Here is a 24628-nt window from a genome sequence, read left to right on the forward strand (position 1 = left end):
TAGAATGAACGCATTTGGCAAAACCGATAAGGGCTTGGTTCGCGCCAGCAATCAGGACACATTCCGCATCGATATAAGGGAAAACGGGCTGGGGTTCCTGGTTCTGTGCGATGGCATGGGTGGTGCGCGCGCCGGAAATATCGCAAGCGTGCGCGCAGCGGAGCGGTTTATGGAGCAGGCCTGCACGGCGGATCCGGAGCAGGCTGATACGGAAACGCTTTCCCGCATTGCCCAGCGGGCTGTCACGGCGGCAAATTCCGAGGTTTATGAGCTGTCGCAGTCCTCGCCCGCCTACAATGGCATGGGTACAACGCTGGTCGGCTGCATTTGTGCCGGTGATCGCGTGGTGCTCGCAAATGTCGGCGATTCGCGCGCCTATGTCATCGACGGAGAGAAAATCGCACAGATGACAGCGGACCATTCGCTCGTGGCGGAGATGGTGCGCACCGGACGGCTGAGCAGTGAGGAGGCAAAGTACTATCCAGGACGCAATCTGATTACGCGCGCAGTCGGTGTAGACAGCGAAGTGGAAGCGGATTATTATGAAATTACCCTGCATGACGGACAGACGCTGCTGCTCTGTTCGGACGGACTGTGCGGTCTGGTGACCGATCTGGAAATTGCGGCCGCCGTTGTGCAGTCGGCTTCGCAGGAGGAAGCGTGCGACAGGTTGATTCAGCTGGCGTGCAGCGCCGGCGGAAGTGACAATATCACGGTTGTTTTATATACCAAGTAGGAGAAAATAGAATGGAAAATTACATTGGACAGACGCTCGGGGGCCGCTATGAGGTCCGCGAGGTGATCGGAACGGGCGGTATGGCGATCGTCTACAAGGCCTACTGCACTGTTCTGAATCGATATGTTGCCATTAAGGTTCTCAAGGAGGAGTATGCATCGGATGACGAATTCCGCAAGCGCTTCTACAACGAGGCACAGGCGGTTGCCAAGCTGTCGCAGAACAACATCGTATCCATTTACGATGTATGTCAGGACGGCGACGGCCCGGAATACATCGTCATGGAGCTGTGTGAGGGCGTGACGCTCAAGGATTACCTGCGTAAAAAGCACCATCTGACCTGGCAGGAGACGCTGTTTTTCGCGCAGCAGGTGGCGCGCGCGCTCGACCATGCGCACAGCCGCGGCATCATTCATCAGGATATCAAGCCACAGAATATCATGCTGCTGCGCGACGGCACGGCAAAGGTGATGGACTTCGGCATTGCGAGCTTTGCAAACAGCCAGGAGACACGCAAGGTGTCCTCTGAGGCGATTGGCTCGGTGCATTATATTTCGCCGGAGCAGGCAAAGGGCATCACGGCAGACTTCCGCACGGACTTGTATTCCCTCGGCGTGGTCATGTATGAGATGCTGACCGGCACGCTGCCGTTCCGCGGTGACACGGCGGTTGCTGTTGTCATGCAGCATCTGAACACGGTTCCGCCGGTTCCGAGCTCCATTGTACCGGAAATCCCGAAGGCGATGGATGAAATTGTCATGCACGCGATGTGTGCCAATGCCAGCCAGCGTTACAGCTCCGCATTGGATATGTACCGTGATATGGAGCGCTTGCGCACCAACCCGAATCTGGTGCTCAATTATTCCGGACACAACAGTGATCTGGACGCGACCCGTGCAATCCGTTATGACGATGAGGATGCGACCCAGCTGCTTCGTCCGGTGGACGAAGAGCAGGCAACGAAGTATGTCCCGCGTCCGCAGCAGGAAACACCGGCACAGCAGCAGCGCCGTGTTTATCAGCCGGTCAACGATGTGGATGACGAATATGAGCAGGAAGAACCGGTTCATGAGGTCAAGCGCGTCAAGACGAAAAAGAAGAAGGGCAACGGCGGCAAGATTGTCGTCGGTGTCATCATTGTCGCTCTGCTTGCGGCAATTGCCTACATGGCTTCTGGCCTGATGGGCGAGAGCAGCAAGGAGATGATTGAGGTTCCGAACTTTATCTCCCTCAACTATGAGGAAGACGTTCGCAACAACAGTGACTACGACGCATTCCGCTTTGATGTTGAAACGCGCAAGGATTCGTCCGGCGACTATGAGGACGGCGAAATCGTCGATCAGGACCCACTGGAAGGTGAGCAGGTCGAAGAGGGTTCGACTATTACGCTGACGGTCATCTCTGTCGAGGAGAACGACAGCGAGGAGCTGGTCAAGGTTCCGTCGGTCATTGGCAAGACGTTTGAAGACGCACAGAGTGCCCTGCGCGCGCGCGGATTGACCGCAAGCCGCAAGGAGGAGAGCTCTGAATCGGTTCAGGCTGGTTATGTCATAAGCACCGACCCGGAGCCGGGCGAGGAAATTGCAACCGGTTCGACGGTCACGGTTATCGTGTCCTCCGGCCCGGCAAACACAAACAAGACGGTACCTAACCTGACCGGCATGACGCAGAGTGCGGCGAAGTCGCTGCTCGAGTCGATGGGTCTGAAGCTCGGCGCGGTCACGCAGGAGGAAAGCGACAAGCCGGAGGGAACCGTCATTGGTCAGACTGTTGCTTCGGGTACGGAAGTCGCAGAAGGCACCAGCGTCGGTATTACCATTGCCAAGGCGAAGGGTGATAACGGCGGCGACGGCGACGACGGAAACAATGGTGGAGATGGAGGTTCCGGAACCTCCGTCTCCGTCACCAACTCGGCAGTTGTTGTGACGCTTCCGTCTAATCACAAGGACTGTCAGGTTGCCATAAGTGTTGACGGAAACCAGCTCTATAACCACACTGTTCGTGAGGGTAACCTGACGGCAACCTGCAAGCTGTCGTATGGCAGCGGTACGCACCGCATTGTTGTCACGGTTGATGGCGCTACGGTCTACGACCAGGATTATAATTTCGGCTGATGATGACAGAAACAGGAATCATTCTCAAGGGAATCGGTGGATTTTATTATGTCCGCACACAGTCCGGCGTCATTGAATGCAAGGCGCGCGGCAGGTTCCGCAAGGCAGCGGAAAAGCCGGTGATCGGTGACCGCGTGACCATTGAGGTGCAGGACGACGGCACCGGCTATATGATGTCCATTGAGCCGCGCAAAAACCAGCTGCTGCGACCGGCAGTTGCGAACGTCGATCAGCTGGTTGTGGTGTGCAGCGCTGCTCCGCCGAAGACGGAGACGCTGCTCATCGACAAGGTGACGGCAATTGCCGCACACAAGGGCATCGATACATTGATTGTCATCAACAAGTGTGATCTCGACCGCGGCGACCGGCTGTATCAGATTTACACGCAGGCGGGCTTTTCTGTGTTCCGCGTCAGCGCGGAGACAGGTGAGGGCGTTGACGCGCTGCGCGCTGCATTGGCGGGAAAGGTTTCTGCTTTTGCAGGCAATTCCGGCGTCGGAAAATCCAGCCTGCTCAATTGCATTGATGCGGAATTTAACATGAAAACAGGCTCCATCAGTCCTAAGACTGAGCGCGGCCGCCACACCACGCGCCACGTGGAGCTGGTCGAGCTGCCGGGCGGCGGCTGTATCGCAGATACACCGGGGTTTTCGGCGTTTGACACGGAAAAAATGGATCTGATCCGCAAGGACGATTTGCAATATGCATTTCCCGAATTTGAGCCGTATATCAACCAGTGCCGCTTTACCGGCTGTGCACATGTCAAGGAAAAGGGCTGTGCCATCCGTGCGGCGGTAGAGGACGGGAAAATTCCGCGTGAGCGCCATGAAAGCTACTGTAAATTGTATGAAAGTGTAAAAAATCTCAAGGAGTGGGAGCTGAAGTGAAAACATTGATTCTGGCTTCCGCACCTGAGACCGAATACGACTATGTCAGGCAGCTGGCACAGCAGGCGGAGTATATTATCTGTGCGGACGGCGGCACGCGGCATGCGGCGGCATGCGGCATTCGGCCGGATCTGGTGATCGGCGATTTCGATTCGGGTGCGCGTCCGGACGGCGTCGAAGTCATCGCGCTCCGGCCGGAAAAGGACGACAGTGACCTGATGTGCTGCACAAAGGAGGCCATTCGGCGCGGTGCGGATGATATTACGTATGCATGTGCGTCCGGCGGGCGCATTGACCATTTCCTGTGTAATCTGTCGCTGCTCGAATATCTGCACAGCTGCGGCGTGCACGGCATGCTGTGCGACAGCCGCAACCGCGTGACATTCCATCCGGGCGGTGCAGTGTGGTATCAGGCAGATGCGTCTTACCGCTATGTCGGCATTATTCCGCTGGACGCGGAGCTGATCGGCGTCACGCTGCGCGGATTGAAATATCCGCTCACGGATGCGACAGTTTTGCGCGCACAGATGATTACGATATCCAACGAGCCGGCAGCGCCGGAATATATGATATCTGTTCGGGAAGGGCGCTCGCTGGTAATTGAAAGCAAGGATAAATAAAAGAACAGAACGGAGGATTTTGAAATGAACGTATATAAGACAAAAGGCACCTGTTCGAGAGAAATTCGCTACAGTGTCAAAGACGGCGTTGTTGAGAACATTGAGGTTGTCGGTGGCTGCGCGGGCAATCTGTCAGGCATCTGCCGTCTGATTAAGGGCATGCCGGTGGAGCAGGTCATCAAGGCGTTTAAGGGCGTCGACTGCGGCGGCCGCGGCACTTCCTGCCCGGATCAGATTGCACGGGCACTGGAGCAGGCAGGGCAGTAATTCATCGCAACACACAGGCGGGGCTGTCAATTGGCAGCCCTGCCTTTTTGTGTGTGCACGGCGGTCAGGTGTGGGCGGAACACGTACAAAATGAATTTTTGCGGGGTAAAAATTCATTTTTTTGTTGTCCGTCGAAAAAATGAAATGCAAGTTGCAAAAGAACATGCTGCAATTTGTGCAAAATGACGCGGAAGGCGCGGAGAACAGAAAATTTTTGTTCAAAGTATGGAAAATTTAAAAAATGGTATAAAAAGAGCGGTTTATGGTTGAAAAAGAGGGGAAATATATCTATAATAAATACCATTGAACAGAAAGATGATACGCGGCGGAACGCAGCCGCGTCGGCGGATTCCTCCAAGTTGAAGGATCGCCCGGAAAGGATGAACGATTACTATGGTTAAACCGATTTCAAAAATTGCATCCGCAATCGCACCGTCCGCGACGCTGGCTATCAGCGCGCTGGCAAAGCAGATGAAGGCAGACGGCATTGATGTCGTCAGCTTCGGTGCAGGCGAGCCGGATTTTAATACCCCGGAGACGATCAAAGAGGCAGGCATTGCCGCAATCCGTGCGAATAAAACCAGATACACCCCGGCAGCAGGCATCATGGAACTGCGCCGCGCGATCTGCAACCGCATGAAGGAAGACCTCGGCCTGGAGTACGAGCCGAGCCAGGTTGTCGTTGCATCCGGTGCAAAGCACAATGTCTATCTTGCTATCATGACCTGCTGCGATCCGGGCGATGAGGTTGTTGTTGCCGCTCCGTATTGGCTGAGCTACGCGGAAATGATCCGCATGGCAGGCGCAGTTCCGGTTGAAGTGCGCGCAGAGGCTTCTGCACATTTCAAGATCACCGCAGAGCAGCTGGAAGCGGCGATTACCGACAAGACCAAGATGTTCATGCTCAACTCCCCGTCCAACCCGACCGGCATGGTCTACACAAAGGAGGAGCTGGAGGCACTGGCTGCTGTCTGTGAGAAGCACGGTATCTATGTCCTCGCCGATGATATCTATTATAAGCTGGTATACGATGGAATCGAATACACCTCCATCGCTTCGGTTTCCCCGGCAATGAAGGAGCAGTGCATCGTCATCAACGGCGTATCCAAGACCTATGCAATGACCGGTTGGAGAGTCGGCTACGCGCTGGCCAATCCGACGGTTGCCAAGGCAATGTCCAGCTATGCCAGCCATTCCACCGGTGCACCGGCAACCATGGCACAGTGGGCTGCGGTCGAGGCACTCGAGGGCCCGCAGGAATCGGTTGAGGAGATGCGCCAGCAGTTCGAGAAGCGCCGCGACCATCTGGTTGAGCGTATGAACAAGGTGCCGGGTGTTTCCTGCATCAAGCCGCAGGGTGCGTTCTATGTTATGATGGATATGTCCAGCTTTGTCGGCAAGACAATGTACGGCAAGGTCATCGAGAACGACGGCGACTTCGCACAGCTGCTGCTGGAAAAGAATCTGGTTGCAACCGTTCCGTGCACGAGCTTCGCGGCGCCGAACTACCTGCGCTGGTCGTATGCGACCTCGATGGAGCAGATTGACAAGGGCATCGACCGTCTGGAAGAATTTATCGCAAACGCTTGACACAAATTCCCCCCGCATACTACAATAGAAGAATAGTACCGTGACGGAATCGGCGTCCCCGCGGCGCCGGGAAAGGAATTTGTTTATGAGCAACAACATATACGAAAGCCCGTTTTGTTCCAGATATGCCAGCCCGGAGATGCTGTATGTCTTCTCCCCGGACATGAAGTTCTCCACCTGGCGCCGCCTGTGGGTATCGCTCGCCAAGGCGGAAAAGGAGCTCGGTCTGCCGATTACACAGGAGCAGATCGACGAGATGGAAGCAAACATTGACAACATCGACTACGAGGTTGCCAGAAAGCGCGAAAAGGAAGTCCGCCATGATGTCATGGCGCATGTATACACCTTCGGCAAGGTTGCACCGAAGGCAGCGGGCATCATCCATCTGGGCGCGACCAGTGCTTATGTCGGCGACAACACCGATATCATCCAGATGCGCGAGGGCCTGAAGATTGTCCGCAAGAAGCTGGTTGCGGTGATTCGCCGCCTGTCCGACTTCGCACAGCAGTATAAGGATATGCCGACGCTGGGCTTCACGCATTTCCAGCCGGCACAGCTGACCACCGTCGGCAAGCGCGCGACGCTGTGGATCAACGAGCTGCTGATGGATCTCGACGAGATCGAGTTCCGTATTGAAAACCTGCGCATGCTGGGCTCCAAGGGCACGACCGGCACACAGGCGAGCTTCATGGAGCTGTTCGACGGCGACCATGAAAAGATCCGCAAGATGGAGCAGATGATTGCGGATGACTTCGGTTTCCCGGGTGTCGTTCCGGTTTCCGGTCAGACCTATTCCAGAAAGATCGACGCACAGGTTGTCGCAACACTCGGCGGCATTGCACAGTCCGCAAGCAAGTTCGCAACCGATATGCGCCTGCTCCAGCACCTGAAGGAGCTGGAAGAGCCGTTTGAGGCACATCAGATCGGTTCGTCCGCGATGCCGTACAAGCGCAATCCGATGCGCTCCGAGCGTATCTGCTCGCTGGCACGCTATGTCATTGTGGATACCCTCAATCCGGCTGTCACCACTGCAACGCAGTGGTTCGAGCGCACGCTGGATGACTCCGCAAACAAGCGTATTTCCGTACCGGAGGCATTCCTCGGCATTGATGCGATCCTGAATATTATGATTAACATTTCTGAGGGCATTGTCGTTTATCCGAAGGTCATTGAGAAGCGCGTGATGGGCGAGCTGCCGTTTATGGCAACCGAGAACATCATGATGAGCGCGGTTAAGCGCGGCGGCAACCGTCAGGAGCTGCATGAGCGCATCCGTGAGCACTCCATGGCGGCTGGCAAGCGCGTCAAGGAGGAGGGTCTGGACAACGACCTGATCGACCGCATTGCAGCTGATCCGATGTTCGGCCTGACCAAGGAGGAAATCCTTGCGGAGATGGATCCGAAGGAATATGTCGGCCGTGCACCGCAGCAGGTTGAGGATTTTATCGCCAACGATGTTATGCCGCGCATTCAGAAGTATCTGAATGATGACGACATCAAGGTTGAAATCAACCTGTAATGCTGAACATATAAAATCGAATGCCGCAGACATTTGTTCTGCGGCATTTTTTTGCGCCATATGACGGATAAAAGTGGTCGCACAACCGGTATCATGAGCAAATTGCGCAGCAAAATTGGCTAAATTGATGAAAATTTCATGAAATCCGTGGGATAAAATTGACTTTATTGCTGCAATCATATATAATTAGCTTGCTTATTGTCACATAGGAGGCGAGTAATTTGAAAAAAAGTATCCTGTCCTTTGTGGCTGTGATTGCAGTGATTGCACTGCTTTGCTGCACAGCTGTCTTTGGACTCACCGTGGGACCGGTCTCAGTCCCCAGTGCATTGGATGAGGAAGACGGCATCCGGCGTGGCCTTGACCTGGTCGGCGGTTCTTCCATTACCTTTGAGGCTGTTCTGGAGGACGGCTACGATACTGCGAATCTGGAAACCGACATGGCTTCCGTACAGGCCATGATGCAGAAGCGTCTGGATTCGCTGGGCTACACCGAAGCAACGGTTGAGCTGGTCGGCGACAGACGCGTCAAGGTGGACATTCCGGCGATCAATGATCCGGCGGAAGCCGTTTCCACGCTCGGTGCGACGGCACAGCTGAAGTTCGTCGATGCGGACGGCAATACCATTCTCGATGGTTCCGGCATCAAGTCCGCGAAATCCGGCTATGGTCAGCTCTCTGAGTCTGACTTTTCCAGCCAGCATTATGTCGAGGTTACATTTAAGGAAGACGCGGTCGAAACGTGGGCCGAGGCCACTAAGGCTGCGGCAAACGCAGAGGATGGCAAGAACACCATCAAGATTATGATGGACGATGAGGTTCTGTCTGAGCCTTCGGTCAGCTCGGAATATGCGGCGACCGGCATCACCGGCGATACCTGTGTCATTTCGGGCAGCTTCACGGCAGAGACTGCGAAGACACTGGCAGAGCAGATCAACATCGGTCAGCTGCCGTTCTCGCTGGAAGAGGTCAGCATGAGCTCTGTCGGCCCGCAGTTGGGTGAAAAGGCGCTGTCCACCAGCGTCAAGGCGGGCGCAATCGGCATCCTGCTGGTTATGCTCTTCATGATCCTGTTCTATCGTCTGCCGGGTCTGGTTGCATCCATCGCGCTGCTGTTCTACACGGCGCTTGATCTGGTCATCCTGTCGGTGGCACATGTCAACCTGTCGCTGCCGGGCATTGCAGGTATCATCCTGTCCATCGGTATGGCGGTCGACGCAAACGTTGTCATCTTCGAGCGCATGAAGGACGAGCTGAGCAACGGCAAGACCATCCGTGCGGCGATTGATTCCGGTTTCCACCGTGCATTCTCCGCAATTCTGGACTCCAATATTACGACACTGATTGCGGCATTTGTCCTGTATTTCATGGGCACCGGCACGGTCAAGGGCTTTGCCCTCACGCTGGGCATCGGCGTTGTTCTGTCAATGTTCACGGCAGTTACGGTCACGCATTTCCTGCTCAACCGCATGGCGGATTTCCGGCTTACTGATCCGAAATTCTACGGCGTGAGAAAGAAAAAGGAGGCGTGAGACCAATGAAGAGCAGATTTTCTATTGTAAAGAAATTTCCGATTTTTGCGGTTATTTCCCTGATTCTCATCGCCCCGGGCCTGATCGGACTGATTACGCTGCCGTTTGGCCTGAACCTGTTCAATATGGACGTTGATTTTGTCGGCGGCACGAGCATGACGTTTGACATCCATCAGGAGGTCACAAGTGACCTTTCGGGCAATGTCATCCCGGATCTCGTCGAAGAGGCGGCCGGCATTGCGCCATCTTCCGTACAGAAGACGGGCGACAACGGCGAGCAGGTACTGATTAAGAGCACCAAGCTGGACAATGACCAGCAGAAGGCGATTGTCGCTGCCATGCAGGAGAAATTCAGCATTACGGACGACGATACGCAGAATATTTCCGATGTCAATGCGACCATCGGCAAGGAGATGCAGGGCAAGGCAATTATGGCAGCGCTTGTTGCGGTCATCCTGATGCTGATCTACATCACCTTCCGCTTTGAGCTGACCTCCGGTCTCGCGGCAATCACCTGTCTGGCTCATGACCTGCTGGTTGTGCTGTCCGCATATCTTGTATTCCGCATCCCATTCAACACGACGTTTATTGCCGTTGCGCTGACAATCCTCGGCTATTCCATCAACTCCAGTATTATCGTCTTTGACCGCGTGCGCGAAAACCGCAAGTTTGCACGCCGCGAACTGTTCGAGGACACGGTAGAGAAGAGCCTGTGGCAGACTGCGGGACGTACGGTCAACACATCGATCACAACGCTGCTGGCAGTCGGCATGATCTTCATTCTGGGTGTCACCAGCCTGCGTCAGTTCACTCTGCCGATCATCATCGGCATCATCGCGGGCGCATATTCTTCGCTGTTCCTGGCAGGTACGCTCTGGGCGAAGTATCGCGGTCTGCTCCGCAAGAACAAGCGTGAGAAGGCACAGATCAAGGCGCAGCGCGCAAAGCAGGAGAGCAAGGCTTCCACACCGGAGGCTGCCCCGCAGGCCGCGGAGAAGCCGAAGGCAGAGTCTTCGACGGAAACCGCTCAGCCGGCAAAGCAGCCGCAGACGGTTACCCCGAAAAAGGTTTCCTCCGGTTCAAAGAAAAAGCGCAAAAAGCGCAAACACGGATAACATCGGCCGGGCAGTTTCGCACTGCCCGGTCTTTCTTTTTGGAAAAAAATATGGTATGCTGAAATCAGACAGGAGGGACTCTGGTGCAGATTGGAATTTCAACGGCATCCTTTTATCCAAAGGAACTGGAACACGGCATAGAATATGCGGCACAGCTCGGCTACCGGCGCGTGGAGCTGTTTATCAATTCGGAAAGCGAATATGGCGTGCCGTTCCGCAGGATGCTCAAACAGAAGCTGCGGGAACTGGGGCTTGCGGTCGTGTCGGTGCACCCGTTTACGTCTGCAATGGAAGGGCATCTGTTATTTTCTGACTATGCGCGGCGCACGCGCGATGCACTCGACCAGTATACACGATATTTTGAAGCCGCCGCCGATCTCGGCGCGAAGTATTTTACGTTCCATGGCGAGCTGCTGCGTTCCCGCGGCCTGCCGCCTGCGCGGGCGGATGAGCAGCGGTTTGAAACCTACCATAAGCTGTGTGAACGCGCGTCTGCGTGCGGCATTGCCTTTACACAGGAAAATGTGTCGTGGTGTAAATCGAGCGATCTGGCGTTCCTGCGCGCGCTGTATGACCATGTCCCGGAGCTGCGGTTTACGCTGGATATCAAGCAGGCGCGCCGCGCCGGTCTGGATTGGAGCGATTACGCCGATGCGGTCGGTGACCGCACTGTCAATCTGCACATCAGTGACTACGACACGCAGTCGGACTGCCTGCTGCCTGGACAGGGAAAGGTGGATTTTTCCGCTTTGTTTGGCAGGATGGAGGCACTTGGCTGCGGCAGTGCGATGGTCGAGGTGTACAGCGACGATTATACCCGTCTGGCGGAGCTGGAACAGAGCAGGCTGTTTTTGCAGTCCGCAGCACAAAGGGGGCTTTTGAAATGAAATGTCCATATTGTAAGCATACCGAGAGCAAGGTCATCGATTCGCGGTCGACCGTCGACGGTGAGAGCATCCGCCGCCGTCGTGTGTGCCTGCACTGCGGCAAGCGGTTCACAACCTATGAGACCGTGGAGACCAGCTCGCTCATGGTCATCAAAAAAGACGGTTCGCGTCAGCAGTTTGACCGCGATAAGCTGATGCGCGGCATTGTCAAGGCGTGTGAAAAACGCCCGGTTACAACCGCACAGATGGATTCTCTGCTCGCAGATATGGAGCAGAAACTGTATGGCAGACTGGAAAATGAGGTGTCGTCGGAAACAATTGGCGAGATGGTGCTGGAGCGTCTGGTGCATATTGACGAAGTCGCCTATATCCGCTTCGCTTCGGTATACCGCGATTTTCAGGATGTGCATTCGTTTATGGAAGAGCTGATGCGCATGAAGCATATTGATTCCAAAGGCACAGAAATATGACAATAAGGGGGAAGAATACGAATACGGCGGAAATTGAGTTGCGACCGCGGAGAGAGTATGCAATCGATGTGCTCAAAGCGGTCGCTATTGTTTGCGTGCTGACCATTCACGCCAGCACGGGCGGATATGGCAGCCCGATCCGGAGTTTTGACTGGTGGGCATCGCTGTTTTGGGGCTGTTTGACGCGGGCCGCTGTACCGTTGTTTCTGATGTGCAGCGGCGCGCTCCTGCTCGACCCGCACCGCAGACTGTCAGTCAAACGGCTGTATACACATAATATCTGGCGACTTGTCGTCGCACTGTTTTGCTGGGCGGTATTTTACAAGCTCTATCATCTGATAGAGCAGGATTCCCTCACCTGGAGCCGTGTACTCCAGGCGCTCAGGGAGGTCGTGCTGTTCAACCACGAATTTCATCTGTATTATATTCCAATGATGATTTTGGTATATATTTTTATTCCGGTCGTGCGGCTGGTAATAGAGCACGCCTCCAAACGGCAATTTCAATATCTGCTGCTGGTCTGGTTTTTACTGGGGATTGTCTATCCATTGCTGCGGCATTACTGGCCGCTGCGGTTGCTGCCGACATCGATGAGCCAGTTCGGTCTCACAATGCAATATGCGGCAATCGGCTATGCCGCTGCGGGTTATTATCTGAAAAAGTATCCGCTGCCGCAAAGGCTGTGTGTGCTGTGCGCCGGTCTGGGCTTTGCGATTACTTACGGCATGACAACATTGCTTACCATTACACATGGAGAGCTGTATACGCAGTTTCTGGAAGGCATGACACCGGGCGTGTGCCTGCTGGCCATTGGCATTTTCGGCCTGTTGATTCAAAAGAAATATGGCGCCAAAAGCTGTGCGATTGCAGCGCATGTTTCTAAGGCGTCGTTTTGTATCTATCTGGTGCATGTGTGTTTTAACTGCATATTCCACAACCACGGCCTGACAGTTTCGATTCTGCCGTGCATTGTGTCGATACCGCTGCTGGTGTGCCTGAATTTTGCGCTCAGTTATGTGGTATATCTGATTCTTTCGCACATTCCGGTTGTCAACCGGTATTTGGTTTAACATGCAAACAGTCCTGCATGCAGACGCATGCAGGACTGTTTTTTTACGCTTCGCACAGCTTGTGCATTACTTCGGGAACGGTTGAAATTTCGGTGATTTCACCGACACGGCCGCCGCAGAACACAAGGCCGTCCTTTTCTCCGGTTGCCGCATCAAACAGAGCCTGAGACAGACAGAACGGTGTTTCCGCAGCATTGCAGATTTCCGGCATACAGCGGAAGCAGTGTTCGACCGGAATGCCGCCGCGGTCGTAAGCGCGCTGGACGAAGTCCGTGTTGACTGCGCGTGCAGCGAAGCCGGTGGGGCTTTTGATGATGCGCACATCCTCCGGCCGCGCATCAATGTAGGTCTGCTTGAAGCGGTCGCTTGCATCGCATTCCTCCGTGGCGGCGAACAGGGTGCCGACCTGTACACCGGAGGCACCGAGGTCAAACATACGGCATACATCGTCGTGCGACCGGATACCGCCTGCGGCGATGACCGGGATGGCGACGCCGTGCTTTTCACAGAAGCCGCGCACATATGCGACAACATCCGACAGCGCCTGCTCGAGCGTCTGGTTGGTTCCGGCGAGCAGGTCGTCCAGATGGAAACCGAGGTGTCCGCCGGCGAGCGGCCCTTCGACGACAATGGCATCCGGGAAGCGGTTGAATTTTTTCAGCCACTTGGTCAGAATCAGGCGGCAGGCGCGCGCGGAGGAGACAATCGGCGCAATGCGTGTCTTGCTTCCTTCGACCAGCCCGGGGAGGGACAGCGGAAGTCCTGCGCCGGAAATGATGAGGTCAACGCCGTTTTTGACTGCTTCAGTCACATATTCGTCGTAATGCGCGTCGATAGACATGAAATTCATGCCAATGATGCCGTCCGGCGCAAGCTCCCGCGCGCGGCGCAGCTCGCTGCCAATGGCACGCAGGTTGGCGGCAACCGGGTTTTTACGGAATTCCGGGTCACGGAAGCCGATCTGTACGCCGGAAATAATGCCGATACCGCCCGCGTTTGCGACAGCAGACGCGAGTCCGGACAGAGAAATACCGATTCCCATGCCGCCCTGAATGACAGGGTGTCGGGCAGACAATCCACCGATGTTCAATTCTGGAAGTTTCAAGATGAGTTCTCCTTTTTCTGTGAATTTGTTTGCCAATCTAAATAAAATCTACCATCAGTATAGCACGCCCGCGTCAGAATGACAATAGTTTTTAGACGAAAAGAAAGAGGATGTGTAAAAATACACATCCTCTTGAAGTTTGGTTGAATTACATGCGCTGTGCGATGGCGATGATTTCCTCTCTGGTCGCGAGGCCCTGCTTGTACGCGGTAGCACTGCCTGCGGCGAGACCCTTGGCAAAGCCGTCGACCATGCTGTTGCGCTCGAGGTAGCCGGCGAGGAAGCCTGCGACCATGGCGTCGCCTGCGCCGATGGAATCGACGAGATCACCGGACGGTGCCGGAGCGGAGAAAACCTGACCCTCATCCGTGACGAGGATGGCACCTGCACTGCCCATGGAAACGAGTACGTTGCGCGCGCCCTCTTCCTGCAAGTGCTTGGCGCAGCCGACAATGTCATCGTAGTCGATCAGCGAGCGGCCGAACAGCTCACCGAGTTCGATCAGATTCGGCTTGATGAGGAACGGGTGATATGCGAGCGTGCGGCGCAGCAGGTTGCTGGAGGTGTCGACGACGACGCGGATCTTGTCGGTGTCAACGGCGTCGAGAATCTGCTCATACATATCCTGCGGCATGGAGCTGGGGATGCTGCCGGAGAGCACCAGCGTGTCGCCCGGCTTGAGGCGCTTGATATTCATCATAAACCGTTCACATTCTGAGATGGAAACCGCCGGCCCCATGCCGTTCATTTCGGTTTCCGTCTCGTCCTGGAGCTTGATATTGATGCGGGAGAAGCCCTGCGGCAGACGGATGAACTCGGTCTTGCAGCCCAACTGCTGCATGCCGGATTCGATCTGATCGCCGGTAAAGCCCGCAATGAATCCAAGCGCGATATTTTCAACACCCAGAGAAGTCAGGACGATCGAAACATTGACGCCCTTGCCGCCCACACGGATCTCCTCGTAGTTGGTGCGGTTCAGCGTGCCGACTTCAAAATTCTTGATGCGGATGGTGTAGTCCAAAGACGGGTTAAAAGTAACAGTATAAATCATGTGTTTTCCACCTCAATATTAGGATGTTGGTTGTGTTCTTCCGTTAAAAACGGGAGAGAAAACCGTTTGATTCGCCCCCGAATAAAACGCTCTCTTTTAATGATAAACGAATTTCACATAATGTCAATCGATACAGGGCAACCTTCGCGCACAAAATGCCAGATAGAATTTTGTTCAAAATAACCAAAAATCGGAATATAATTCGCAATTTCGTTGCATATCGACGAAAAAAACGAATGCGGCGAGCAAAAATTCCGGAAAAACCGGCGCCGAAAAAAGAAAAAGACGGCCGGATGGCCGCCATTCATTCAGAAGTATTTGCGGAGTGAGGGAATATTGGCGCAGATGCTGTGATAGGTGGGGAAGTCGCGTGCAATGTGCGCAGCACAGCGCCGACAGAATGCCTCCCGCAGCTCGGGATGCTGTGCCATCGCCTGCTTGAAGCCCCAGATGTGTGTAAACTCAGTCTGTGCGGGATGGAACAGATGTTCCGGCGACGACAATGCATCGATCGGAACACCGTGTTCCCCGGCACACATGGCGAGCAGGCGTTGCTCGGCGAACACCATATAAATCAAGCCGTCGCGTCCGCGTGTGGCGTGGATAAAGTCAAACGCTTCGGACAGATAGGACTGGCGCAGGGCATCGCTGCCGAACCAGGTAAACGCCGTGTTGCAGGCGGGAGCCGTCCAGTCCCACCCTGTCGGGAAGGAGTAGCGCGGAGACAGAGAAAAGGCGGACGGATCGGGATAAATATCCGGTGCGAGTTCCTCGCGGTGGATAACCGCGAGGGCGGAATCCGTCAGTCTGTCGTGCAGATCTGACCAGACGATAAAATCTGTATCAATCATGGCACACGGTGCGGAAACCTGTGCGAGCGCATACAGCTTGCCCGCTGCCCAGAACGTCGAGGGATCAACGGTATACGGCACTTCGTCCAGTTCACAGGAAATGCCGCCATCCCAGACGGTCTCGAGGCCGAGCGAGCGGTAATACCGCGCGCCAACGCGGTCAGTAATCATACGGATGCTGCCGTTTTTCTGCTGCCAGGTCAGTGCGGAAAGGATGGTTGTCAGCAGCTCAAAGTCCGCAACATCATACGGCCGTCCCGGATGCTGCATGGCATAGGGACGCGTCCAGTTCGAGGCAAACGCACGCATCAGATCAGATTCAGGCCGTAGCCGCCGGCATCGATACCCCAGAGGAAGCTGCCCATATATGGCTTGTCCGCGACTTCCAGTGCTTCCGGCGGACAGAAGGTATCGCCGGGAACAGGTTCCTCCTGTATCGGCATGCGCAGCGCACCGGACGACAGGCGATAGGAGCCGGAAGTCAGCCGGAACGAGCCGGACGAACGGCGGAACGAGCCGGAGGATACACGGTACTCATATTCATGTTGATGCCGGTGCAAACCGCTGGAAAGCCGATAAAAGCCGGACGATATGCGATAGGAACCGGAAGTGAGCCGATACGAGCCGGAGGTCAGGCGGTAGGAGCCGGACGACAGACGGTAGGAACCGGAGGTACGGTATGATCCGGAGCCGCAGCGCACCAGCATCGGCGCGCCGAGCAGAATACGGAACTCATTCTCACAGACCGTCTCATTGGTCGGGATATATTCGTAATATTCGCCATTTTCAACCGTATATGGCACAAAGACAGCAGTTTCAGGGCGGTATTCCGCCTGCCGATCCGCTTCAAAGGCCTGTGCAGCCATTTGGCGGAGATCCTGCGGGACGCTGAACGGATCGCTCGCCACAGCGGTATCCGCTTCCGGCGATGCGGCAGGCGCAGCCGTATCAGCTTCCGGTGATACTTCAGGTGCGGCGGCCGTGTGCTTTTCGTAGCTGTCTTTATCCATAACAGCGCCGTTTAGTACATAGAGGCCATCATAGTACTCAGAGACCTGCGGGATATGGGCGGTATGATCGGACATATCGGAACACTCCTTTCTGGGGAAAACGGAATTATACGCTTATTATAGGGGAAAAGAAACAAAAGAACAAGAGGGAATTGCAGGCATAGGAGTAAAAACGACGAAAAAGTCTATCATATTGCACATTGTGTGCATATTTGCACATGATACGATGCATTTTAGACACAACGTAAGAAATCAGTGTGAATGTCCTGCTTTTTTCCGGCGGGCAGGACTGCGGGAGGGAAGACGGCGATGGTTTTCTGCGGGGCGTTTGCCGCGGGAAGACGGTTTTTCCGCATTGCTTCGGCGGCTGCCCTGAGAGGCTGCCTTTGGATTCTTCGAGTCATACAGGCGCACATCCACCTTGTGTCCACCGATTTTTGTGCCGGAAACCTTCTGGATAATGACATTTTTGTATTTGCTCGGCACTTCGACGAGGCTGTATTCGCCATAGCAGTAGATTTTCTGAATCTGCTTGCCCGGAATGCGGGTCGCCTCTGCAATCGCTGCGACGATGTGATTCGGTGCGACGCGCTGATAGCGTCCGACACTGAAGCGCAGGCGGATATAGCCTTCCGGCGGGGGCGGCAGCGGGCTGCCACTCTGCTTTCCGCCGACCGGACGCGGGATTGCCAGAACCGGAACATCGGTCATCTCGCGCTGGAGCAGCAGCTCCATCATGCTTTCTGCCAGCTTTTCCGGGCTGTAGCCCTCTTCCATCAGCTCGACGATGAGCGGATTGCAGTCGGAGGAGCCGGGCTTTTGCAGCTGTCCGCGGATTTCCGCAACCAGCTCGTCCTTTTTGCGGTCAATGATATCCTGCGTGCAGGGCAGCGGCTTGTGCGCAATCGGCGCGCCGATGAAGCGGGAAATATCGCGCACCTGGAACACCTGACGGCGTCCGGCGGCGAGTGTATAGGACATGCCGGATTTGCCCGCACGGCCGGTTCTGCCGATGCGGTGGATATAATATTCATAATCCTGCGGAATGTCGAAGTTGTAAACCGCGTCCACATCGTCGACATCGATGCCGCGCGCGGCGACATCAGTCGCAATCAGGATCGGCGTGCGGCCGGACTTGAATGCCTGCATAACCGCGGTACGCGCTTCCTGTTTCATATCGCCGTGCAGCATGGAGCAATGGAAGCCGTGCTCACTGAGATAACGGTTGAGCTCCTCGACCATCTTCTTGGTATTGCAGAAGATGATGGACAGCTTCGGCTCGTGCGTGTGCAGCAGCAGCGCGAGTGCGTCCATCTTGCTGCCAAGCGGCACCTCATAGTAATACTGCTCGATGGTATCCATCGTGCGTTCCGGGCCGGATTGGGTTTCGATCATCAGCGGGTCGTGCTGGTACTGGTCGGTGATGTCCAGAATCGCCTGCGGCATGGTCGCGGAGAACAGCAGAGTCTGGTGTCCGTCCGGCATATACGACAAAATGCTCTCAATATCCTCGCGGAAGCCCATGTTCAGCATTTCATCTGCCTCATCCAGGACAACCATGGAAAGATTGTCCAGCTTCAGCGTGTGGCGGTGGATGTGGTCCATGATGCGTCCCGGCGTGCCGATGACAATTTCTGCACCGCGGCGCAGCTGGGGAATCTGGTTCTGAATCGGCTGGCCGCCGTACAGTGCAACCGCGCGGATGGCCTGGGTATAGCGTGTCAGCTTGCGGATTTCATCACATGCCTGCATGGCGAGCTCGCGTGTCGGGCACAGCACGAGAACCTGTGTTTCCCGGCAGTCGGCATGGCGCAGGCAGCGTTCCACTGCGGGAACGCCGAACGCCATCGTCTTACCTGTACCGGTATGTGAGCGGCCGATGATGTCGCCGCCGGACAGGACTGCGGGGATGGCGCGCGCCTGAATTTCAGTCGGCTGTTCAAAGCCCATTTCACCGATGGCACGCAGGACAGCCGGGGAAAGGCCCAGTTGGTCAAAGGTAACGGCAGTTTCTGCCGCTTCATTTGTGTGAGTAGACAAAATATTCCTCCTATAAACAGTTCAATCGAAAAATTGAATCAAATTAAGCAAAAAGAAAAGGCAGGAAGAGCTTCCCTGCCTATTTCAGTATATGCTTTTTTTGCACAATAGTCAAATAAATTGTTTCATCTGGTTACAGAAATGACGTTTTTCATAGATTCCACGAGGACAGAGGTGCAGAATCCATGAATCCTGCTCCATTGATATGAAAAAACGCCCGGCCTGTGGACAGACCGGGCGCAGGTATGTATGATTGCAGTTATTCGGTGACCGCGGTGACATCGTCCATTGTTTCGACGACGCGGCAGGTCAGGTCGCGGGAGATGCGGCGCGCAAAGCCGGTCAACGTCTTGCCGATGCCGATTTCCAGCGCGTTTGTATGTCCATCCGCCATCATATTCTGTACGAGATGTTTCCAGCGAACCGGGGAGACCATATGGCGCTCCAGATATTCCGGATACTGCGGCACATCCAGCAGCTCGCCTGTGACATTGGTGTACAGCGGGATTTCCGGAGCATGGAATGTCAGGTCCTCGGCGAAGGTGCGCAGCTGTGCAGCAGCGGATTCCATCATCGGCGTATGGAATGCGCCGGAAACTGCCAGCGGCACGGCACGGCGCGCGCCGGCCTCCTTGCAGGCGGCAGCGGCAGCGGTGACCGCTTCACGTTCTCCTGCGATGACCAGCTGGCCGTCGCAGTTGTAGTTGACCGGCAGGACAATCCCCTCGATCTGTGCGCAAATCTGCTCGACCGTTGCATCGTCCAGTCCGAGTACGGCAGCCATGCAGCCATCGGTGCTGTCCGCTGCCTGCTGCATCAGCTCACCGCGGCGCTGTACCAGACGGATGGCATCCTCGAGCGACAGCACGCCGGATGCTGCCAGTGCGGTATATTCACCGAGAGAGAAGCCCGCGCAGGCATCTATCTGTACACCGCGCTCGCGCAGGGCTGCGAGACCCGCCATCGAACAGGTAAAGATGGCAATCTGGCTGTTTACTGTGCGCGACAGCTCTTCCTTATCACTGCGGAAACAGAGGTCGGAAACAGAGTAACCGACAATTTCACTGGCGCGGTCGAAAATATTACGTGCCGCCGCGCTGTTGTCGTACAGGGAATGTCCCATGTCAGGGTGCTGTGCACCCTGACCGGGGAAAAAAGCGGTACAAATCATAGGAAATAACCTCCATGCTAAATTATAGATGTCTGATATTAGATAATTTTCTAAAAAATGATTGACAACTTAACTGCCATAAATTATAATAGGCTTCGATAAGTTTGTCAATCTAAACATTTATCTGGCAAAATAAAATCGGATGGGAGTGATCGCAATCGGCAGCAGAATTACGGGAACAGGCAGCTTTCTGCCGGAAACACGCCTGACCAATCAGATGCTGGAACAGATGGTGGACACATCGGACGAATGGATTGTGCAGCGCACCGGCATCCGCGAGCGGCGCGTTGCCGTGGACATGCAGGCGATTGATGTGGCGCTGCCCGCAGCACAGCGGGCTTTGGACGACGCCGGACGAAAGGCGGAGGACATCGACCTGATTATCGCCTGTACGGTGACCCCGGACAGCTTCACGCCGACGCTCAGCTGCGCGTTGCAGGACAGGCTCGGTGCAGCGCATGCGTTTGCGTTTGACCTGTCGGCGGCGTGCTCCGGCTTCGTATATGCGACCGACGTTGCGGACAGCTATCTGCGCTGCGGCAAGGCAAAATGTGTGCTCGTTGTGTGTGCGGAGGTGCTCAGCCACCTGATCGATTACACCGACCGCACGGTCTGCTGCCTGTTCGGCGATGGTGCGGGTGCTGCGGTGTACGAATGGAGTGACGCGGAAGACGGCATTCTGGGAACCTATATGCGCTCGGACGGCAAAAACGGCAATGCGCTGTTTGCGCCGGCTTTTGCAGCAGAGAACCCGCTTGCCATGCCGCGCGAAGCCAACACAAACCATTACCTGCACATGGACGGCAAGACCGTATTCCGCTTTACCGCGCGTGCGGTGCCGGATGCCATTGACGGCGTACTGCACCGGGCAGGCATGGATATCTCACAGGTGGACTGGATCGTGCCGCATCAGGCGAACATGCGCATTCTGGATATGGTCATTCGCCGCTACGGACTGCCGGCCGAGAAGGTATTCAGCAATCTCGACCGCGTGGGCAATACGTCCAGCGCGTCTGTACCCATCTGTCTGGATGAAATGCGGCGGCAGGGATTGCTGAAGGACGGACAGACCGCGATTTTTGTCGGCTTCGGCGGCGGCCTGACCTATGGCGCTGTGCTCATCCGCCTGTAATGAGGAAAGAGGACAATATATGCGTACAAAAATTACAGAGTTATTGAATATCCGCTATCCGGTCTTTCAGGGCGCGATGGCGTGGATTGCAGATGGAAAGCTCGCAGCAGCGGTGTCCAATGCGGGCGGTCTGGGCATTATTGCAGGCGGCGCAGCGCCGGTTGAAGTAATCCGCGACGAAGTGCGCACCGCAAAATCGCTGACGGATAAGCCGTTTGCACTCAACATCATGTTGCTCAGCCCGACGGCGGACGACATTGCACAGCTCGTCATTGATGAGGGCGTGCCGGTTGTCACGACGGGTGCAGGGTCTCCGGCGAAGTACATGAAGCAGTGGAAGGAAGCCGGTGTCAAGGTTATTCCGGTCATCGCGTCGGTGGCGTACGCCAAGCGCATGGAGCGCGTCGGCGCGGATGCCGTCATTGCCGAAGGCATGGAGTCCGGTGGACATATCGGCGAGACTACGACGATGGCACTGCTGCCGCAGGTAGTCGATGCCGTAAACATTCCGGTCATTGCCGCAGGCGGCATTGCGGACGGCCGTGGACTGGCTGCCGCACGCATCATGGGCGCGGAGGGCGTCCAGTGCGGCACCGTGTTCCTGTCGGCAGAAGAATGTAGCATTGCACCGAAATATAAAGACCTGATTTATAAGGCGAGCGATATTTCCACCGTTGTGACCGGCAAGGCGTCCGGCCATCCGGTGCGCTCGCTCAAGACGCCGCTGTCCCGCAAGCTCATGGAGATGGAAGGACACATCGAGACGCGCACGCTGGAGGAAATCGAGGCGATGACCGCCGGTTCGCTGCGCAAGGCAGTACAGGACGGCAATTTTGAGGAAGGCACCTTCATGTCCGGTCAGATTGCGGGTATGGTAAATCATCCCTCAACCTGTTATGATATTATCAAAACGATGGTGCAGGACGCTGACGCACTGCTGCGCGGCGCACCGGCACTGTCCGGAGATGAAGGAGTCGATTGATTATGGGTAAACTTGCAATTGTAACAGGCGCTTCGCGCGGAATCGGTGCGGCGATTGCCAGAAAGCTGGCTTCTGACGGCTATGATATCGTCATCAACTGCGTGTCTAATGTCGCAAAGGCGGAGGCTGTCGCGGAGGAATGCCGTGCTATGGGCGTACAGGCATACGCAAAGGCCTGGGACGTATCCGATTACGAGGCATGCAAGCAGGCAGTTAAGGAGATCAAGGACGAAATTGGTGTCCCCGCCGTTCTGGTCAACAACGCGGGTATTACGCGCGACGGCCTGATGATCCGCATGAAGGCGGAGCAGTGGAACGCTGTCATCCAGTCCAACCTGAGCAGCGTATTCAATATGACCAGTCTGGTCGGCGCACAGATGGTGCGTGCGAAGACGGGCAGCATTGTCAACATTACATCCATTTCCGGCATGTTCGGCAACTTCGGACAGGTCAACTACACCGCGGCAAAGGCAGGCGTTATTGGCCTGACCAAGACGGCGGCGAAGGAACTGGGCGCGCGCGGCATCCGCGTCAATGCGGTTGCGCCGGGCTTTACGGAGACCGATATGACAAACGAACTGTCGGATGAAATCAAGGAAAACGCGCGTGCGCGCATTGCGCTCGGGCGGTTTGGAAAACCGGAAGAAATTGCGGAGGCAGTTGCTTTTCTGGCGTCAGATAAGGCGTCGTACATCACCGGGCAGGTACTCTCGGTGGACGGCAACACCGCGCTGTAAGCGCGGACGGCTGGCTCCGCCGGTCTAAGGAGGAAATTACATGGAACGCGTTGTCATCACCGGCATCGGCGCCGTTACGCCGATCGGCAACACTGCACAGGAATACTGGGACGGCCTGCTCGCGGGCAAAAACGGCATTGCGCCGATTACACGGTTTGATACCGAGGGATATAAAGCGAGCGTCGCGGGCGAGGTAAAGGACTTTGACCCGACGGCATATATCGATAAGCGTGAAGCAAAGCACATGGACCGGTTTTGCCAGTATGCACTGGCGGCGGCAGCACAGGCGATGGAGCAGTCGGGCCTGAAGGAAGGCAGCTTTGACCCGTTCCGCGCGGGCACTCTGGTCAGCTCCGGCATCGGCGGCATCCAGACCTTCAGCGACGAGCAGACCAAGCTGAATGAGCGCGGTGCGCGCCGTGTTTCACCGTTCTGCATCCCGATGATGATCGGCAATATGGCGTCTGCTCATATCTCGATGACCTATGGCCTGAAGGGTTCGAGCCTTTCGGTGGTCAGCGCATGTGCATCCGGCACCCATGCAGTCGGCGAAGGCATGCGTGCCATTCGTCACGGCTATCTCGATATCGCAGTGGTCGGCGGCGCAGAGTCGAGCATTGTCCCGATTGCGGTCGCGGGCTTTGCCAATATGCATGCACTGAGCACGGAATCCGACCCGGAAGCAGCCTGCTGCCCGTTCGATGCGCGCCGCAGCGGCTTCATCATGGGCGAGGGTGCCGGCGTTCTGGTGTTGGAGAGCCTGTCGCACGCCAAAGCGCGCGGCGCGACAATCCTTGCAGAGGTCGCGGGCTACGGTACGACCAGCGATGCGTATCATATCACCAGCCCCGATCCGACGGGAGAAGGCCCGGCACGTGCAATGACCATGGCAATCGAGGATGCGGGTCTGACCCCGGCGGACATCGATTACATCAATGCGCATGGCACATCCACGCCGGTCAACGACAAGTGTGAGACCGATGCCATCAAGATGGCATTCGGCGAAAGCGCACAGCGCGTCAAGATTTCCTCGACCAAGTCCATGACGGGACATCTGCTGGGCGCGGCGGGCGCAATTGAGGCAATTGCATGCGCTATGGCGGTGAAGGAAGATAAAATCCCGCCAACCATCCATTACGAACAGCCGGATGAGACATGTGACCTCGATTATGTCCCCAATCAGGCGGTCAGCTGCCCGGTGAGCGCGGCGATTTCCAATTCGCTGGGCTTCGGCGGGCACAATGCGACAATCCTGATCCGCAAGTATCAGGACTGAGGAGGCATTTCGCATGGAGATCAATGATCTGAAGGAGCTCGCCTTTGCCTTTGCGGACAAGGCAGCACAGAAAAATCTGGCAAAGCTGGCGGTCAAGACCGATGAGTTTTCCATCACCGTGGAGACACATGCCCCTGTCTCTGCCGGCGCAGCTGTCCCTGCCGCACAAGTGGCGGAGGTAGCTGCACAGAAGCAGGAGACGCCGGAGGAGAAGTTCGACGGAACTGTCGTATTTGCCCCGCTGGTCGGCACCTTTTATGCGGCGAATGCGCCGGAGGAGCCGCCGCTGGTCGAGGTGGGCGACAGCGTCCGCAAGGGACAAACGCTGTGCATCATCGAAGCGATGAAGACAATGAACACGATTGAATGCCCGTGTGACGGCAAGGTCAGCCGTGTTCTCGTGCAGAACGGCGATCTTGTGGAATACAACCAGCCGCTTATCGTGATTGCGTAAGGAGGTACGGCA

Annotated in this window: 23 protein-coding genes; 17 read left to right on the plus strand and 6 right to left on the minus strand. The window is 55.8% G+C overall.

Translation table 11 applies throughout. From position 1 onward, the window contains the following. Nucleotides 1–4: 4 nt before the first annotated feature. From CBW42_RS02230 to CBW42_RS02285, 12 genes are all read left to right on the plus strand, one after another. Entirely contained in the window at nucleotides 5–736 is a 732-nt protein-coding gene (locus CBW42_RS02230) for a Stp1/IreP family PP2C-type Ser/Thr phosphatase (RefSeq protein ID WP_087017324.1), read from the plus strand. A gap of 11 nt (nucleotides 737–747) precedes the next feature. After that, a complete protein-coding gene (gene pknB / locus CBW42_RS02235; protein WP_087017326.1) occupies nucleotides 748–2850 on the plus strand; it encodes a Stk1 family PASTA domain-containing Ser/Thr kinase in 2103 nt (700 codons plus the stop codon). After that, nucleotides 2850–3737 carry a ribosome small subunit-dependent GTPase A gene (rsgA, locus tag CBW42_RS02240; protein ID WP_330395833.1) on the plus strand — a complete coding sequence of 296 codons (888 nt, stop codon included), beginning with the start codon at nucleotides 2850–2852 and terminating at the stop codon, nucleotides 3735–3737. The genes pknB and rsgA overlap by 1 nt, the downstream gene beginning before the upstream one ends. Continuing rightward, complete coding sequence (locus CBW42_RS02245) at nucleotides 3734–4357, plus strand: thiamine diphosphokinase (protein ID WP_165761016.1); 624 nt, start codon at nucleotides 3734–3736, stop codon at nucleotides 4355–4357. The genes rsgA and CBW42_RS02245 overlap by 4 nt, the downstream gene beginning before the upstream one ends. Before the next feature lie 24 nt (nucleotides 4358–4381). Beyond that, nucleotides 4382–4624 carry a TIGR03905 family TSCPD domain-containing protein gene (locus CBW42_RS02250; RefSeq protein WP_087017330.1) on the plus strand — a complete coding sequence of 81 codons (243 nt, stop codon included), beginning with the start codon at nucleotides 4382–4384 and terminating at the stop codon, nucleotides 4622–4624. Nucleotides 4625–5017: 393 nt separating this feature from the next. Beyond that, nucleotides 5018–6214 carry a pyridoxal phosphate-dependent aminotransferase gene (locus CBW42_RS02255; RefSeq protein ID WP_087017332.1) on the plus strand — a complete coding sequence of 399 codons (1197 nt, stop codon included), beginning with the start codon at nucleotides 5018–5020 and terminating at the stop codon, nucleotides 6212–6214. Between the two features lie 85 nt (nucleotides 6215–6299). Continuing rightward, nucleotides 6300–7733: an adenylosuccinate lyase gene (gene purB / locus CBW42_RS02260; protein WP_087017333.1), complete on the plus strand. Its 1434-nt coding sequence runs from the start codon at nucleotides 6300–6302 to the stop codon at nucleotides 7731–7733. Nucleotides 7734–7954: 221 nt separating this feature from the next. Continuing rightward, on the plus strand, nucleotides 7955–9265 hold the full coding sequence (secD, locus tag CBW42_RS02265) for a protein translocase subunit SecD (protein WP_087017335.1): 1311 nt from the start codon (nucleotides 7955–7957) through the stop codon (nucleotides 9263–9265). A 5-nt stretch (nucleotides 9266–9270) separates the two neighbouring features. Further along, nucleotides 9271–10380 carry a protein translocase subunit SecF gene (gene secF, locus CBW42_RS02270; RefSeq protein ID WP_087017337.1) on the plus strand — a complete coding sequence of 370 codons (1110 nt, stop codon included), beginning with the start codon at nucleotides 9271–9273 and terminating at the stop codon, nucleotides 10378–10380. 83 nt (nucleotides 10381–10463) lie between these two features. Next, nucleotides 10464–11267, plus strand: a complete 804-nt coding sequence (locus CBW42_RS02275; RefSeq protein ID WP_165761017.1) for a sugar phosphate isomerase/epimerase family protein — start codon at nucleotides 10464–10466, stop codon at nucleotides 11265–11267. Then, a complete protein-coding gene (gene nrdR, locus CBW42_RS02280) occupies nucleotides 11264–11737 on the plus strand; it encodes a transcriptional regulator NrdR (protein WP_087017341.1) in 474 nt (157 codons plus the stop codon). The genes CBW42_RS02275 and nrdR overlap by 4 nt, the downstream gene beginning before the upstream one ends. Further along, nucleotides 11734–12807 (plus strand): acyltransferase, encoded by a 1074-nt coding sequence (locus CBW42_RS02285; RefSeq protein ID WP_087017343.1) that lies wholly within the window; start codon nucleotides 11734–11736, stop codon nucleotides 12805–12807. Before nrdR ends, CBW42_RS02285 begins: the two co-directional genes overlap by 4 nt. 43 nt (nucleotides 12808–12850) lie before the next feature. Here CBW42_RS02285 and CBW42_RS02290 read toward each other — a convergent pair whose 3' ends face one another. From CBW42_RS02290 to fabD, 6 genes are all read right to left on the minus strand, one after another. Further along, nucleotides 12851–13912 carry an NAD(P)H-dependent flavin oxidoreductase gene (locus CBW42_RS02290; RefSeq protein ID WP_087017345.1) on the minus strand — a complete coding sequence of 354 codons (1062 nt, stop codon included), beginning with the start codon at nucleotides 13910–13912 and terminating at the stop codon, nucleotides 12851–12853. A gap of 148 nt (nucleotides 13913–14060) precedes the next feature. Next, complete coding sequence (gene pfkB, locus CBW42_RS02295) at nucleotides 14061–14963, minus strand: 1-phosphofructokinase (protein ID WP_087017347.1); 903 nt, start codon at nucleotides 14961–14963, stop codon at nucleotides 14061–14063. Between the two features lie 308 nt (nucleotides 14964–15271). Continuing rightward, nucleotides 15272–16123 (minus strand): DUF6734 family protein, encoded by an 852-nt coding sequence (locus CBW42_RS02305; RefSeq protein ID WP_087017352.1) that lies wholly within the window; start codon nucleotides 16121–16123, stop codon nucleotides 15272–15274. Continuing rightward, on the minus strand, nucleotides 16123–16899 hold the full coding sequence (locus CBW42_RS02310) for a hypothetical protein (RefSeq protein WP_087017354.1): 777 nt from the start codon (nucleotides 16897–16899) through the stop codon (nucleotides 16123–16125). Before CBW42_RS02310 ends, CBW42_RS02305 begins: the two co-directional genes overlap by 1 nt. A 177-nt stretch (nucleotides 16900–17076) precedes the next feature. Then, nucleotides 17077–18864 carry a DEAD/DEAH box helicase gene (locus tag CBW42_RS02315; RefSeq protein WP_087017357.1) on the minus strand — a complete coding sequence of 596 codons (1788 nt, stop codon included), beginning with the start codon at nucleotides 18862–18864 and terminating at the stop codon, nucleotides 17077–17079. Nucleotides 18865–19123: 259 nt separating this feature from the next. Beyond that, a complete protein-coding gene (gene fabD / locus CBW42_RS02320; RefSeq protein WP_087017359.1) occupies nucleotides 19124–20035 on the minus strand; it encodes an ACP S-malonyltransferase in 912 nt (303 codons plus the stop codon). A 142-nt stretch (nucleotides 20036–20177) separates the two neighbouring features. Here fabD and CBW42_RS02325 point away from each other — a divergent pair, with 142 nt between their 5' ends. From CBW42_RS02325 to accB, 5 genes are read left to right on the plus strand one after another with little or no spacing between them, the layout of a single operon-like run. Then, nucleotides 20178–21167 carry a beta-ketoacyl-ACP synthase III gene (locus CBW42_RS02325; protein WP_087017361.1) on the plus strand — a complete coding sequence of 330 codons (990 nt, stop codon included), beginning with the start codon at nucleotides 20178–20180 and terminating at the stop codon, nucleotides 21165–21167. Between the two features lie 19 nt (nucleotides 21168–21186). Then, a complete protein-coding gene (gene fabK / locus CBW42_RS02330; RefSeq protein ID WP_087017363.1) occupies nucleotides 21187–22149 on the plus strand; it encodes an enoyl-[acyl-carrier-protein] reductase FabK in 963 nt (320 codons plus the stop codon). 2 nt (nucleotides 22150–22151) lie between these two features. After that, the gene (gene fabG / locus CBW42_RS02335) at nucleotides 22152–22886 is read left to right on the plus strand and encodes a 3-oxoacyl-[acyl-carrier-protein] reductase (RefSeq protein ID WP_205703598.1); all 735 of its coding nucleotides are present in this window, start codon (nucleotides 22152–22154) and stop codon (nucleotides 22884–22886) included. 40 nt (nucleotides 22887–22926) lie between these two features. Further along, nucleotides 22927–24162 carry a beta-ketoacyl-ACP synthase II gene (fabF, locus tag CBW42_RS02340; RefSeq protein ID WP_087017367.1) on the plus strand — a complete coding sequence of 412 codons (1236 nt, stop codon included), beginning with the start codon at nucleotides 22927–22929 and terminating at the stop codon, nucleotides 24160–24162. Nucleotides 24163–24175: 13 nt separating this feature from the next. Further along, entirely contained in the window at nucleotides 24176–24616 is a 441-nt protein-coding gene (gene accB / locus CBW42_RS02345) for an acetyl-CoA carboxylase biotin carboxyl carrier protein (protein WP_087017369.1), read from the plus strand. Nucleotides 24617–24628 lie beyond the last annotated feature (12 nt).

Source organism: Butyricicoccus porcorum, assembly GCF_002157465.1.
In the GTDB taxonomy this organism is placed as follows: domain Bacteria; phylum Bacillota; class Clostridia; order Oscillospirales; family Butyricicoccaceae; genus Butyricicoccus_A; species Butyricicoccus_A porcorum.